Source organism: Legionella sp. W05-934-2, assembly GCF_964199965.1.
Lineage (GTDB): Bacteria > Pseudomonadota > Gammaproteobacteria > Legionellales > Legionellaceae > JAFIFT01.
The window spans coordinates 276969-290091 of record NZ_CAXMZT010000004.1 but is presented as its reverse complement, the minus strand read 5'-3'; the positions used below and the strand labels follow the sequence as shown (position 1 = coordinate 290091).

The following is a 13123-nucleotide window of genomic DNA, read 5'->3' as shown; positions in this document are numbered from 1 at the left end:
AGGACAATGTTTGGTTATAAAAGGACAATATTTGGTTATAAAGGGACAATATTTAATTATCGAACACATCAAATCAATAGAATCAATGGGGATCGTTGACCCATCTTCTTGGGTCAATGTTGATACATGGTGTATACCATAGAATATATACAATGAAGACACATTAGGTGTTCGTAAATCTCATTCCGATAACTCAAATAATAACAAAAAAAATTAATCCATAAATTTAGTTTTATAACTTGTTCAGGATTAAACGATCTGCTTTATTTCTCTTATGTGCGCTGCAGGCAAAGATTTCAAAGGATCTGAGATCAAATAAGCTGTAGCTAAGATGGTGGTAGGCCCACCGAGATCGGTTATTAGGAACAGGTCTCAAACCACTTCAAGCAGCAATGATTAAGAGTCATTGTTGTGAGCGTTGATGAAAGCGGTCAGATATCATACTGATAATAAGTGGGTTATTTTATATATCGAACGCTGGTTGAAAACGCCAATGCAACAACCCGATGGAATGCTCGTAGAGAAAACTAAAGGTGTTATGCAAGGTGGTGTAATTAGTCCAGTCTTAAGTAATCTGTTTCTTCATTATGTATTTGACCGATGGATGCAAAGAAAACATCCATCGAAACCTTGGTGTCGTTATGCAGATGATGGATTGGTTCACTGTAAAACAGAAGGTGAGGCACGACAGCTTTTGGCTGAGCTCACTGAACGTTTTCAAACGTGCGGTCTCGAACTTCATCCTGACAAAACAAAGATTGTTTACTGCAAAGATGGAAAACGACGGAAGGACTACCCTAATAAGTCATTTGAATTTTTAGGGTACGAATTTAGAGCTCGCGGCTGTAAGGGGACGCTAAGTGGAGACATGTTCACAGGCTTCACACCAGCAGTGAGTAAGACGTCAGTAAAATCAATGCGTAGTAAGATAAGAGCAAGTGATCTAAGAAATCGAAGCCAGCTTAGTCTGAACGACATTGCCAGAATATTTAATCCAATCTTGCAAGGCTGGATGAATTACTATGGCAAATATACTCGCTCGGAACTATACAAAGTCTGGCGTCATTTCAATTCGAGTCTTGTCTCATGGGCAATGAGAAAATACAAGTCGCTCAAGAACAGCAGGGCAAAGGCAATGAGGCTTCTAACAAGGATAGCCAATAGTGAACCTTCGCTCTTTGTCCATTGGCGAAAAGGTATGAAAGGAGGGTTTATCTAATGGAAGCGGAGTGAGTCGAGAGATTCACGCTCCGTTTTGCGAGAGGCGGGGGTTGAAATATCCCGGTCGACTCACCCCCGCGTATGTTATGGGCCGGGCGGTTAAAACGAGTATTTAATATGGATAGTACGATCTGTCAGCATTGTCAGTGTTCGTTTTGTATTTTCCTTATAAGGAAAAACTATCAGAAATTTTTAAACAGTAATGACATATTTTATGGCTCATAACATTCCTACCTTAACAGTCAGCTTCGATTCAAAATGACTAAAAGGTAAGTGATTGCGTCATAATTATGAAAATTGAATCACATGTAATAGGATAACTGAAAATAGCAAAACCTTAATTATAAATTCTACAACTGGAAACTAGTTCTCTAAGGTTCAAATGTATGATAAAGCACTAAATTATTGAGGAGAATACCTTTCAAGAAACATTCTTGCCAAGAACCCTTTTATTTTATAATTTCACAGATTCACCAGTTGACGCCTGGTTCCCTGTATCTTCCCCTGCGTCTGGACTTGGCTATCATTTTGCTCTGGTGCGTGGCGATTGGTCATATGGAGTGGGAGCGCGATGGACGAGCTTTGAGCATGCAACCATGGATCACACAGCCATGATTCGTCTTAATCAAGTTAGAACAGCGGATTTAGAGCAATCACGCAAAAACCTGCAAGCGGGCAACGAGCTTCATAGAATTGGTGATTATTTTCCAATTTACAAATCATCTATTTCTTCTTTTTAAATAGCGCATACAGAAAAATTTCTAAGTTATCTATTTTTTTAGCAAAATTTTTGCTCAAATACATAAGTGGTGTAATACCAATAGCTATGAATAATAGGCCAGGCCCTGGAAGAATAAGCAAAACAATGCCAATGAGAATTAGCAGAACAGAAAACAAAATGACAGAAAACACATAAAATCCACTTTTATTTTTAAAATAAGCATGGCTGATTCTATGCAAGAACAGGAATCGTTTTCCTGGTTTCTTTTTTAAAAACTGTTTAATTCTATTCTTCACGGTGTTTAAAATAAAGCAAGTTATAATTTAATAGTATTATAGTCAAATCAAAAGGCCGCATTCATTTCAAGTCTTTTGAAGTAAGAAATTTTTCAAACAATTTAGTCTATGTATTGGGAATTATCAGCAAAGCAACTCCTACAACCAATAATGTAAAGCCACCTATAAGTTTGCACCACTTTGTATATTGAATACTGATCTTGCTGATGGCAAATACTGCGGAACTGAAAATAATCAAATCATCAAGCATAAAAGATATGGTGTACAGTAAAAGATAAAAATAATATTGCCAAACTGGGAGATTATGTAAAGCCAGGGCTTGGGTAAAAATTGCTGGTATAAATGATGAACAAACAAATTCAATTAAATTCACAACAAATGCTAGTAGGATAATGCCTGTTACTGTCGCTATAGTCAGAGGTGACTGGGCTAATAATTTCATACGCTGCATCACTTTTTGTTTTTGCTCAGTTGGAAGAGTGCACGTGATATCTTTTGTGAAAAAATCCCTTATCTGCAAAACCCCAAGGATAATAGCAAATCCGCCAATTAAAATAACAATAGGATGCATATAACCTATTAACAGGAATGCATTTAACCAGGCTGCCATGAATAAAAAATACAAAACCCCAGAAGAGAAAACAAATGTTCCAACCAAAAGCCAAAGTTTCCTATTATCATGTAACCCCATGACTAAGCCAATTAAGAAAACTAAGGCCCACATAGCACATGGATTGAAACCATCCACCAAACCAAGAAGTACTGCAAGGGTGGTTAATGAATAATTATTTATATCCACTTTTCCGATAAAGGGTATTTTATGGGTTTCATAATTTTTCATCCGCAATGGTATTTGTTTCTTATCACCTTGTTGCAAAGACTCTTCGATTAGAAGCCCCGTACTTTCTTGTGACTTAAAGCCAATAATGGCTTTACCTCTAACAATAGTTAAGGGAACGCCCAAATTTTGTTGAGTAATATCATATTGTTTGGCAGTTAAATCAAATAACTTTCTTTCACTAGGGTTTGTTATATCATGACTGATAATCTTCACTTTATATTTTTTAAGTAGTAGTAGGTTAAATTGCTTTTGTTTGGCACAATGATGGCAGTTTGGAGTATAGAAAAAATGTATTTCTACCCCTTTTCCTTTTATATCATTTGATTTGGAATTAAAAAGCATGGGTATTATTATCAATATGATGAGAATTACCAGAACAAATCTAAATTTATCCTCAGTAAATTTTTTCGCAGTATATCGAATCATTTGAAACATTTTTTGCCTCTAACAATAACAATAAAAAATTATCATTTGATATTTATCATTATGAACCAACAAATCATCAATGAAAAAGTTCTATACTTGATTTGGATTGTTAAGGAAATTGTGTAAGGAATGTGATGTGAGATAAAATTATACAAAAGATACAAAAATCAGAATTCCCTCCGACTAATATGCCTAACTATGAAGCATTCAAATCCTCCTTTGATTGGAAACAAATTAGAGATCAATCGCCGCTATAGCCTCAGTTGCTGCGTTCAAATTCTTCATCAAAGCGGGAATGATAACTTCAACATCTCTGCTTACCATAAACGATGAATGCGGTGTGGGTGTGGGGTTATTATAGTTTGCCACTGGCCCCATGCAAAAAAGAGTCTTTCGCACCCGCCCTTTGCTATCGATTATCTGGTAATTGTCATTAAGCTCTAAACCGCCTAGTGCCTTGTCTTGAATCAAACCTGATTGGCACATTCTATCCAGCTACATTGGTTTGGCATTTTGGGCTTCGGGGTGGTATCGATAGCCAGTAGCATCAATAATATGGGTCGTATAATGTATCTGTCCTGATGCAAAAGACAACTTAAACTGCTGCTTTTCTTCATCATAAACTATGTCGGTAAGCCCCTGATTCTCAATAACGCGGCTGGATTCATACAGTGCTAGTAAAATCCTCGCATTGATGGGTGTAATGCCAGTCAAATAAGCCATAAAAAATGAATAAAACTGCTTGGAAAACTCCACTTTTCCCTCCTCATTTAAACATTCCCACATCAACTGATATGCACGACTGAAATAAAAGTTTTTGATAAAGTTGCGCAGCTCATCGATATTTCCTGCTGTATTATTGACCGGTTTGCAATCATATTTATCCATTTGATATCGCAGTGCAGATTGGGTTCCGGGAAGCTTTTCCCTAACTAATGGTTCTTTAGCGTCTTTTTGATAAGCATTCCAGAATACATTCCTGGCCTCATCAACCCCCATGGTTCTTTTAGGTTTTTCAGTAAGACTTTGTGTTAAAGTATCGAGCGCATTAGTTTCACAGGTATCACCATTGCCTTTAGTTGTGATAACAGAGGGATTTCTGGTTATGCTATGGAGTGTTCCTGTAAATTTTTTCTCTATGGTCAACCAAAGAGCTGCGTCAACAAAGGCGGCCTGACCACCGATGATGTAGATATCAGATCCAAGCGAATCAACATGGCTCAATTGACGGATTTCTTCAAATGGTACATATTCTTGCTTATCCTCAAGGGCAGAATAGTGCTGAGCATTAAGATGCCCAGTGGTTAGAAAAAGTGCGTCGACATCATACGTATTTGAGCCTGATTGTAAACGATAACGGTCAAAATCCAATGGCTTGACATCCATGATATTCTCGCTAAGGACTGCCACATTAATGCCTAATTGTTGGGCTAGTTTTTTATGCTGTTCATACTGCGCCTTTAAATAATGTCCCACCAGCGCCCGTGGTACGTATGCTTTATCTGCCCGCGGAAAGCTATCTTTTAACATCTCTTGATTTTCGTCCATCCACTTCGTCAGTGAATCTGCCGTAGAAATAAACTTAAATCCTTCTGTGGGGTTATTTAAAGTCCAACAATCCGGACTATCAACTGAATAAGCAAAGCCTGTCGCCAAGTAACGCGGGTTTTTCTCAAAGAGTAAAATAGTAATATCTTCTTGGTTTTCTTTTGCAAGCTCTTCCACTAAACGACAAAATACCGCGTTTCCACAAAGCCCCATGCCAACTATAGCGATTATTTTTGACATAAATTCTCCTTTTACTCAAGTTAATAACCTTGGAGCATCATAGTGAGGAAGAGTCTGCAAGTCAATATATATAGGTGGCTATATATTTAAATTATGTACACTTCATATCATCAAAACCTGTAAGTCGCTAAATCCTATTTAAGCAGCAATAGGCAGCTGAAATAAACCGCGACACATTATTTTCCAACGGAAATTTATAATATCAATCACTTTAGCCTTGTCATTATTATCAATTTGATTGGGCGTATAGCCATATACTCCCAAATGGGGGCGATTTTCATTAAAATATATTTGAAATAACGCAAGTTTTGCTTCTAGATCTGACTTAGTCCAAAATAGTGTTTGATCAAATAGTTCGTTTCGACAGATTCGAATGAGTCTTTCTACAATCGGATGTGAAATTAGAGTATATGGTATTTTTTTCTAGTACGATTCGTTATGATTAATTGCTTTCGCAAAATAATGTTTTCATGTCAACGATATGGTAATTATTCAAGTCTATCTTTCTTAAAAAGCTTCGCACACCAATTCGCTACTTACAGCATATGAATAGTCATTAAGTTTGCAACATAAGATAATCATGTATATACTTTATGTATATACAATTGAGTTTGGAGTGATAATATGGTTTACACGAAAGTATTTAAATCTGGCAACTCGCAAGCCGTCAGAATTCCTAAAAAATATCATATTAATAGTGATCGAGTGGAAATAATTAAAAGAGATAATGAGCTTATCTTGAGAGAAAAGCCACAAAATCTCAAAATGGCTTTCAAGTTGATGACCCAGATGCCAGAGGATTTCTTTGCAGAAGGGCGTGTTGATGATAAACCGCAAGAAAGGGAGTTTTAGGAATGTCTTTAAGTTATCTTCTTGATACAGACATATGCATTTATATTATGAAACAAAAACCAAAGAAGGTGCGTGATAAGTTTGAACAGTTAGAAGTTGGTATGGTTGGGATGTCAGCAATTACCTATGGTGAATTATTATATGGTGCTAAGAAAAGTAATAATGCAGAAAAAGCTGAGGATCTCGTTCATCAACTTTGTGACTATATACCCCCTTTGCCTCTATCGTCAAAAGTCCCTGAATATTATGCTGCTATTCGAGCGGAGTTAGAAAGACAAGGCAAAACTATTGGCAACAACGATTTATGGATAGCTTCGCATTGTTTAGAGTTAGGGATCATATTAGTAACGAATAATGAAAAAGAGTTTTCTCGGTTGAATGAATTAAAAATAGAGAACTGGGTTTAATCATCAACTACCAAATACGATTAGTCATAGTTAACGTACTTACTGGAGTCAATAAATACTGGCCATTGTGTCATTTTTTTTGGCCATTCTTGATTTTCAAGATGAGTGTATTCCTACTGTAGTAAGACAGTACTAAATATAATTAGCCGGTTCTATTTGAAGTTATCAATGAAACGAGCTCAGGAGGCCCCCCTAATAGGCAAAGTCTTTAGGAGCTCTTCTTGATTCCCAGGCTTTTTATTTATATAAGACAAAATTTTGTCAATGATATTTTTATCTTTGATAGAAGCAATAATTCGAACATTACCCTAACAATACTGACAGATTGTGATATCAATATTAATTTATTTCCATGGTTTTCTTGTGATGAACATATGCTAATAGGATATATTCGTGTTTCACGGATTTTTAGCATGCCATTGCTACCGATGATAATTTCCCGGGTTTCGCTCGATAATGCGAGCTATATCCGGGCTGATATCTATCTACTGGACTTTTGTTCACAATCCATAGGCTCATCTCATAAACGGAATGGCCGGATTAATAGTTTAGTGTCGTTTGGAAAATAATACCTTCCATTAATGAGCTCGAGAATGACTTTCCGCTTACCCAATCAGCTTGCTCATTATTAAAATAAACTGTTGCAAGATCACCATTTTTAGCGCATGTCCCACGTACAGGGAATGTGCTGCCAATAATATAAGGGAGCAAATCGCAACTACCAGATTTGCATTCACCATTCAGTATCGTTGCATACCCATCAAAGCCGTTAGATCCAACATTAAAAAGATGAAAGTTAGCAGCCCCAATTGCTGAGCCCTCAACATTCATCCCACTCCACATTGATGGTATATCATTCTTGCCATCAACAAATGGACATGCTGCGTTGCATGCTAGGGATAAGCCTAATGATGCAAGCAAAGTAAGAGTTAAACTTGAATTTTTCATATTTACTCCATGTTTAAAATTCGAGGTAGACTATCATTTTTAATTGTAAAAATACAGTGTTACTCGGAAATTACAGAAGTTTGTTCCCCACACTACGCTGCGCTAATGTGGGCTAAGACTACTGGATAATCGCCGGTAATGACGACAAGGCTTCACAAAAGTGAAGAATCAAAGGGGTTGGTATTCCAAGCAAGCGTAAGTCGGGCCTTGGCCCAACCTACGGTACTAATTCATAATTTAGTCATTCTTGTTAGTATGACTAATTTTAAGTGTTGTGCAGATCTTCGATAGGGAGTAACAGCCTGTAAGGCCTCTTACTTGCTTCCATAAATAATCTTTCTCGTCTTTCGCCAGTTTCGTAGCCCGCATCTAAGGGATCTGCACAAATTAAGCATGATTCAGTTGCTCACACAAGGTTTGAAGTTCGGTCAAAAAGAGGTTTAAGACCCTTTTTGAAAAACCGATGCCTCGCCTAACAATTTGACATGCTAAATAAATATTAGATAAAACATCACCATCATTCATCGAGTTAGCTTGAAAATCGAGATGTTTTTTTTCGTTTTTTGCAGCGATAGCAATAATCCAACAAAGAAACCAAGCAAGAGCAGCAATGAGTAGAAGCACATTAATTCGCTCGATTCTATTTGATTGGCAGTATCGCAAGCCAAAGCCATATTGATGGCTTTTGAGATCTCTAAACTCCTCTTCAATTTGCATTCGTTTTCGATAAATAGTCACTATTTTTTTTGCATCATACTCATTTATATCAAACGAGGTAACGAGTAGCCAAGGATCTTTCTTATTTCGTGAGGCGCGATTCGATTGGGTATTATTCGAAGGATTCCCCAATCGATTAAGATGTTTTCGATTCTTTGCTACTTTCTTATAAAGCAGGATTATTCAGCGTTGTTTATAGCTGGGAAGAAATAGGAAAAAGTGGATTCAAAATATGCAGGTTTAAACTAGTTTATTGTGGAGACAACCCAGATAGAAAATCTCCAGAGCAAGTCGAGATGGATTATAACACCAGGAAGAAGAAAAGGGCTATCGGAACTGTGTTAAGAGTGGTAAGAGATACTAAGCTTGCCAATGATATTAAAAGTTTGTATGACTATAAATGTCAAGTTTGTGATACTGCAGGATCTATCCATAAATTTGTGTAAATACCTGTAAGGACTCGCTTTCATAATCACACGGCCCCGCTTTCATCCGCCAAACTGGGACCACATTAATTGCGTCTATCCAAAATTTTGGACCCACATTAAATGATTCTATAATTTTCTCGGCCCACATTATCTGCAGATGGACCCACGCTAATAATTTTATCTTGTGGCAGAGAGCTTGTGAAATGAAAGAGGGTTAGTTTTCATTAATTTTGTTCCAGAATACCGAACCCACCTGATTACATCTATATTCTAATTCGTTTGAAGGCAAACTTTAGCCATTTTTAAGTAAACTTTTGTCTTGGTTTGCGCAGCACAAAAACAGCCATTGGTTTGTGTCACATTGGCTATATACATTTGACCGACTTTAAATTTCTTTAACAGTTGTTCGACATCAGGCGGGCAATAATGGTCATCCGTCAATAAATGTCTAATAAGTATTCAAATGTGTTGATGTTTTGGTTTTTTATTTATACAATGTGCTCCAAATATAAAACTTCCTCTATTCTTTGTTAGTGAAAGTTTGAATAATGTTACTTTTAAAATCGTAATTGGAGATTATAAATATGTTAAGCGAACAACAATTAAGAGACAAGGCATATAGTGCATCAACTAAACATCTTACAGAAAAAATGAAAAATAATGCCAATATATGGCAATTAATGATTGCTCCTAAGAATTTATTTACGTTTATTGACCGCTCTAATAATCCACTCTTTGAGATTCAACTTAAATTTGCTGAGTTAGTTTATTTAACTGTATTTATTAAAATGCTCAAAGATCGTGATTTTTCGGAAAGTGAAATTCAGACACTTAAAAAGCAATCTGAAATCCTAGATATGCAAATAAAGCAACTAGGTCCTGAAAGAGAGCAATTAGGTCAGTTAGTCCAGACTACAGAAGAAATGATGTCGACTTTACAATTTTTGAGCCTTTTCACACCAGCAAATCCTCAAGTCCAATCTTCTTTGAATATGGGGCAACATTTAAGACCAACACTTCGGCTCTGTGATGCAAGTATTAAAGAAGCAAAAAACATAGGTAAAATGTTTGCTGATATCTTTGAGCGCCATGATGCTAAAGTAACATCCTCAAATGCACTTAATTAATGTTTTTTCTTAAACCCATAATGATACTGCCAATCCCACTCTCGTACTTTCCAATGTGAGCAAGGGTGGAATATTATACATTAAATGAATTAGTTTTGACTTAATCTGACACACCTACTTGAAAAAGTACTTTGTACCGGACAATTTTTTTAAAAAAGCCGTCTTTGCGAACGTAGTGAAGCAATCTAGAGCAGATTTCTGTTCAGAGATCGAACTGGATTGCTTCGCAAAGCTCGCAACGACGGTGCTTTTAAAAAATTGTCCGGTACAAAGGAAAAAGTATTTGACTGTCAATCTTTGTTTGGTCTATAGAGAGTCATTCAATCAAAAACCGCTCCTCATTTTTGGCTGATGCAGCTTTAAGTTTTATGGAAAGCCATAAGTAAGTGAGGTTGGTGTTATTTTGACTGTATTTTTCCTATATTTTAGCTACAGTTCCCGGACAAATCCTATCCTTGACTTTTAGTCGAGTGACGAATCCGGGTTTATTATCCGTTGGGTCTACTCCAAGGCTACGCGGGCTATGGTGATACCTGTTGTGTTGGTTCGGGACAAACTTTATTACAAAGAGAATATAAGAGCGTATCTATTACTGCATCATCGTAAAAATCTAAATCCTTCGGCATCTGATTATGAAGAAATTGTTTAAATTGTTCATTTGTTTCGAAGTTGGCAGATCTATAGTACTGGACGGCAGCCAAGCTCGCTAGTCCTGAGTTTTGAAGTGTCCAATACAAATATAACACTGCAAGCTCATTTTCTTCACTATCCGCAACTTGTGATCTTAAAAACTGCAGTAGAGTTTCGCCATTACTACTTCCTGTCCAATGAGTGGTTTCTGGGAGTCTGTATTTATTCTCAAACAGAAATTCACATATCGAGTATAATTCAATGCATTCTATATTGGTGTGAACAAAAACTGGAGCCATATATTCAAATAAAGAGTCAACTGAATCGTGCATATTGACTATCATGCCTAAGCTATATACTGTTGTAACTTTAAACTGAGGTAATTGGCCTATAAACAGGTCAATATTTTTTTTGCCCAACCCGCCTTCCCCCAAGAAATTTGTAATTGTAGGCACGAATGGAGTCAGCGGGAGTCGTTCAGACGGTGCAAAAAAACTTGGACCACTATTTGGCGGTCTTGCGGGGGGTATAGTAGAGGGTGTCGGTTCATCAGGATAAGCCCCCAAAGCGACGCCTTTGAACTCATCACTACCAAAAATTAGACTCACAAGAAACTCTGAGTAGGTGTGTACATTTCGTAAAAGCCCAAGATAAATGAAATCCGTTTCCATACTGCGAACTGTTTGATGCTTTCCAAATCGAGCTCTTAAGTCTTTCCAGCACTTTAAATTTTCTCGCTGAAGGTTCTCTACTAAGTTGTCAAAAGATAAGCTGTCTTCACATGGCCTTAGAAGCCGACGTAAATCCTTTATGAATTGGACTGGATCCTCATCTGGTTTTGAGATTGAATTTCCACCCGCATGCGCTCTAGGGATATGCTTAAATATTGGATTTTCGAGAATTAGACTGGTGACGGAATTCAAACTTAGGCCTGGAATCTCAGCATCAGAAAGAATATTACTTTTTAAAAATTCTGTCATTTCTTTAGCTGATGTAACCTTTGCCGTCTGCGTACGTGTTTTTAAATCCTCCCAACTAAAAATCCGACAATCAACCATCCTATATATAAATTCCTTCACTGATATATCAGAACCCGCTTGTTTTAAAAGTAATATATATAACTGATGTTGAAAAATTATACTTTTCGCTATAGGGTCATCTGAAACAGTATTGGGGCTGGTTCCTGCAGGTATTTTAGGTTTAATCAGTTGCGCAACAACTCTTCTGTTTATAGAATCAATACCAGCAAAAGCAAAATGTGCAACTAAAAAAAACTCCAGGTCTTGGTTAGTATGTATTCCATATTTCAAAGTCTGTTTGCTCAAATCATTCCAGCTTTTAAGTCCACTTTTAATGAGATTATCTGCAAATATATCTACTGACTGGGGAGCTCCCGCATAGTCTTTTAATGTATCTCGCAACTGAGTTTTAAATTGCTCAATGTTTGAGTCTGGTGTTTTCTGCTTCATAGGCACCTTTAAAAATTGGTTTATGTATCAAACCTGATAATTTAATCATCAGAGTTCTGGTTCAGGGATGATTTTTTTATTATAGCTCACATCTAGCATTACTTATTGATATTCTTATTCTAAGAATGGTAGATATCTACATGGGGCAGATCGGATAACAAATATCTTGGTCCGACCCCTAACGAGTTGTTCTGTTTGGGACAGTTGGGACACTATATATCAATTTTCAAGTTGTAATTTTTCGGCAGGTGATATGATTCGCGATTCGCGAATTACGAATTAAAAGTTTATCAACAGAATATAGACTTGTTTTAACAAAATAGCTTAGCAATTATGACAATACTCGTTTAGCGTCTTTTAAAAGAAGAACTAGCTGGTTTGCTCTTAGTGGTGATTCTTCAAAGCCAAAATGTTTATAAAATGATTCGGCTTTATCGACAATTGGGTGAGTAATGATAGCCCTAACGCCCACCTCGTTAGCGACCATCAATGACCGTTTAATAGCATCTTGTAACAAGCCCCGGCCTACTTGTTTACCCTGATAATTTTTGCTGACCGCCATTTTAGCTAGAATAATCACAGGAATAGGATAGTTTCCCATTCCGTGAGCGATTCTTTTAGATACCTCAGATTGCTCTACTTGCCCGACAGTCAAGCTATAAAAAGCAACAGGTGAATCATCATCAAAAACGACGTAGGTTTTAGCGGAACCACTTCCACCAGCTTGCTTTGCATTTTTTATAAACCATGTATCAAGATTTTGATTGCCACTATCAAAGTTATTGATTTCAATTTTATTATCAAGAGGGACTGGTTTTTTTAGCATTATTCATCCCATGGTGATGGCTTGGAAAATAATTTTTTCAATCCTTCATTATCCATGGGTTCTCTGTCAAGCAACTTTGAAAACTTTTCAAACTTCTCATTGGACACCATAAAAAGTCTTTGGTCTAACAATGTTTGCTCAGCAGCTTGGTATGCCGATTCTAAAATAAACTCAGAAGCTGATTTCTCCTTTATTTCAGCAGCCAATTTAATAGCTCTTTCTTGGGCAGGGGATATTCTCAATCCAATTCGGGATGATTTTCCTGAAAGTGAACGAGCTCTAGTTGGTGCACCTCTTTTTTTTCTAGGCTTTGTATCGTCGTTTTGTTTAACTGGTTCCATAGATGCATACTCGTATATATGTATAATTAAATGTTAGTACAATGTATGTACAAATACAATTATACCAACATCTGCAATGAAAAAG

The 13123-nt window shown here is 36.8% G+C and carries 15 protein-coding genes; 5 read left to right on the top strand and 10 right to left on the bottom strand.

Annotation, left to right across the window (positions count from 1 at the left end):
• Positions 1–421: 421 nt before the first annotated feature.
• Both AB3348_RS06705 and AB3348_RS06700 read left to right on the top strand, forming a co-directional pair.
• A complete protein-coding gene (locus AB3348_RS06705) occupies positions 422–1219 on the top strand; it encodes a reverse transcriptase domain-containing protein (RefSeq protein WP_367606796.1) in 798 nt (265 codons plus the stop codon).
• A 436-nt stretch (positions 1220–1655) separates the two neighbouring features.
• Complete coding sequence (locus AB3348_RS06700; protein ID WP_367606795.1) at positions 1656–1961, top strand: hypothetical protein; 306 nt, start codon at positions 1656–1658, stop codon at positions 1959–1961.
• Here AB3348_RS06700 and AB3348_RS06695 read toward each other — a convergent pair.
• The 5 genes from AB3348_RS06695 to AB3348_RS06675 all read right to left on the bottom strand — a co-directional run bounded on the left by AB3348_RS06695 (position 1945) and on the right by AB3348_RS06675 (position 5683).
• Positions 1945–2238 carry a hypothetical protein gene (locus tag AB3348_RS06695; protein ID WP_367606794.1) on the bottom strand — a complete coding sequence of 98 codons (294 nt, stop codon included), beginning with the start codon at positions 2236–2238 and terminating at the stop codon, positions 1945–1947. The genes AB3348_RS06700 and AB3348_RS06695 overlap by 17 nt on opposite strands.
• A gap of 106 nt (positions 2239–2344) precedes the next feature.
• The gene (locus AB3348_RS06690) at positions 2345–3421 is read right to left on the bottom strand and encodes a cytochrome c biogenesis CcdA family protein (RefSeq protein WP_367606793.1); all 1077 of its coding nucleotides are present in this window, start codon (positions 3419–3421) and stop codon (positions 2345–2347) included.
• A 318-nt stretch (positions 3422–3739) separates the two neighbouring features.
• Positions 3740–3991, bottom strand: a complete 252-nt coding sequence (locus AB3348_RS06685; protein ID WP_367606792.1) for a hypothetical protein — start codon at positions 3989–3991, stop codon at positions 3740–3742.
• A gap of 9 nt (positions 3992–4000) precedes the next feature.
• Positions 4001–5293: an FAD/NAD(P)-binding protein gene (locus AB3348_RS06680; protein ID WP_367606791.1), complete on the bottom strand. Its 1293-nt coding sequence runs from the start codon at positions 5291–5293 to the stop codon at positions 4001–4003.
• A gap of 138 nt (positions 5294–5431) precedes the next feature.
• Complete coding sequence (locus tag AB3348_RS06675) at positions 5432–5683, bottom strand: integrase core domain-containing protein (protein ID WP_367606832.1); 252 nt, start codon at positions 5681–5683, stop codon at positions 5432–5434.
• 234 nt (positions 5684–5917) lie between these two features.
• On the opposite strand from AB3348_RS06675, the gene AB3348_RS06670 reads away from it, so the two are divergent.
• Positions 5918–6145 (top strand): antitoxin, encoded by a 228-nt coding sequence (locus tag AB3348_RS06670; RefSeq protein ID WP_367606790.1) that lies wholly within the window; start codon positions 5918–5920, stop codon positions 6143–6145.
• Between the two features lie 2 nt (positions 6146–6147).
• Positions 6148–6552 (top strand): type II toxin-antitoxin system VapC family toxin, encoded by a 405-nt coding sequence (locus AB3348_RS06665; RefSeq protein WP_367606789.1) that lies wholly within the window; start codon positions 6148–6150, stop codon positions 6550–6552.
• Between the two features lie 540 nt (positions 6553–7092).
• Here the strand turns inward: AB3348_RS06665 and AB3348_RS06660 are convergent.
• Positions 7093–7500: a hypothetical protein gene (locus AB3348_RS06660; RefSeq protein WP_367606788.1), complete on the bottom strand. Its 408-nt coding sequence runs from the start codon at positions 7498–7500 to the stop codon at positions 7093–7095.
• A 387-nt stretch (positions 7501–7887) separates the two neighbouring features.
• On the bottom strand, positions 7888–8349 hold the full coding sequence (locus AB3348_RS06655) for a transposase (protein WP_367606787.1): 462 nt from the start codon (positions 8347–8349) through the stop codon (positions 7888–7890).
• Between the two features lie 880 nt (positions 8350–9229).
• Between AB3348_RS06655 and AB3348_RS06650 the strand changes: the two genes are divergently transcribed.
• Complete coding sequence (locus tag AB3348_RS06650; RefSeq protein ID WP_367606786.1) at positions 9230–9772, top strand: hypothetical protein; 543 nt, start codon at positions 9230–9232, stop codon at positions 9770–9772.
• Between the two features lie 521 nt (positions 9773–10293).
• Here the strand turns inward: AB3348_RS06650 and AB3348_RS06645 are convergent.
• From AB3348_RS06645 to AB3348_RS06635, 3 genes are all read right to left on the bottom strand, one after another.
• Positions 10294–11871 (bottom strand): hypothetical protein, encoded by a 1578-nt coding sequence (locus AB3348_RS06645; protein WP_367606785.1) that lies wholly within the window; start codon positions 11869–11871, stop codon positions 10294–10296.
• Positions 11872–12202: 331 nt separating this feature from the next.
• Positions 12203–12697, bottom strand: coding sequence for a GNAT family N-acetyltransferase (locus AB3348_RS06640; protein WP_367606784.1), 495 nt, complete (start codon positions 12695–12697; stop codon positions 12203–12205).
• On the bottom strand, positions 12697–13038 hold the full coding sequence (locus AB3348_RS06635; protein WP_367606783.1) for a DUF1778 domain-containing protein: 342 nt from the start codon (positions 13036–13038) through the stop codon (positions 12697–12699). The genes AB3348_RS06640 and AB3348_RS06635 overlap by 1 nt, the downstream gene beginning before the upstream one ends.
• Positions 13039–13123 lie beyond the last annotated feature (85 nt).

Bases quoted from the DNA above. Each gene is read 5' to 3' on its own strand.
- AB3348_RS06640 (WP_367606784.1), bottom strand. From the start codon at position 12,697: ATGCTAAAAAAACCAGTCCCTCTTGATAATAAAATTGAAATCAATAAC.
- AB3348_RS06645 (WP_367606785.1), bottom strand. From the start codon at position 11,871: ATGAAGCAGAAAACACCAGACTCAAACATTGAGCAATTTAAAACTCAG.
- AB3348_RS06705 (WP_367606796.1), top strand. From the start codon at position 422: ATGAAAGCGGTCAGATATCATACTGATAATAAGTGGGTTATTTTATAT.
- AB3348_RS06685 (WP_367606792.1), bottom strand. From the start codon at position 3,991: ATGTGCCAATCAGGTTTGATTCAAGACAAGGCACTAGGCGGTTTAGAG.
- AB3348_RS06635 (WP_367606783.1), bottom strand. From the start codon at position 13,038: ATGGAACCAGTTAAACAAAACGACGATACAAAGCCTAGAAAAAAAAGA.
- AB3348_RS06670 (WP_367606790.1), top strand. From the start codon at position 5,918: ATGGTTTACACGAAAGTATTTAAATCTGGCAACTCGCAAGCCGTCAGA.
- AB3348_RS06665 (WP_367606789.1), top strand. From the start codon at position 6,148: ATGTCTTTAAGTTATCTTCTTGATACAGACATATGCATTTATATTATG.
- AB3348_RS06690 (WP_367606793.1), bottom strand. From the start codon at position 3,421: ATGCTTTTTAATTCCAAATCAAATGATATAAAAGGAAAAGGGGTAGAA.
- AB3348_RS06680 (WP_367606791.1), bottom strand. From the start codon at position 5,293: ATGTCAAAAATAATCGCTATAGTTGGCATGGGGCTTTGTGGAAACGCG.
- AB3348_RS06650 (WP_367606786.1), top strand. From the start codon at position 9,230: ATGTTAAGCGAACAACAATTAAGAGACAAGGCATATAGTGCATCAACT.
- AB3348_RS06660 (WP_367606788.1), bottom strand. From the start codon at position 7,500: ATGAAAAATTCAAGTTTAACTCTTACTTTGCTTGCATCATTAGGCTTA.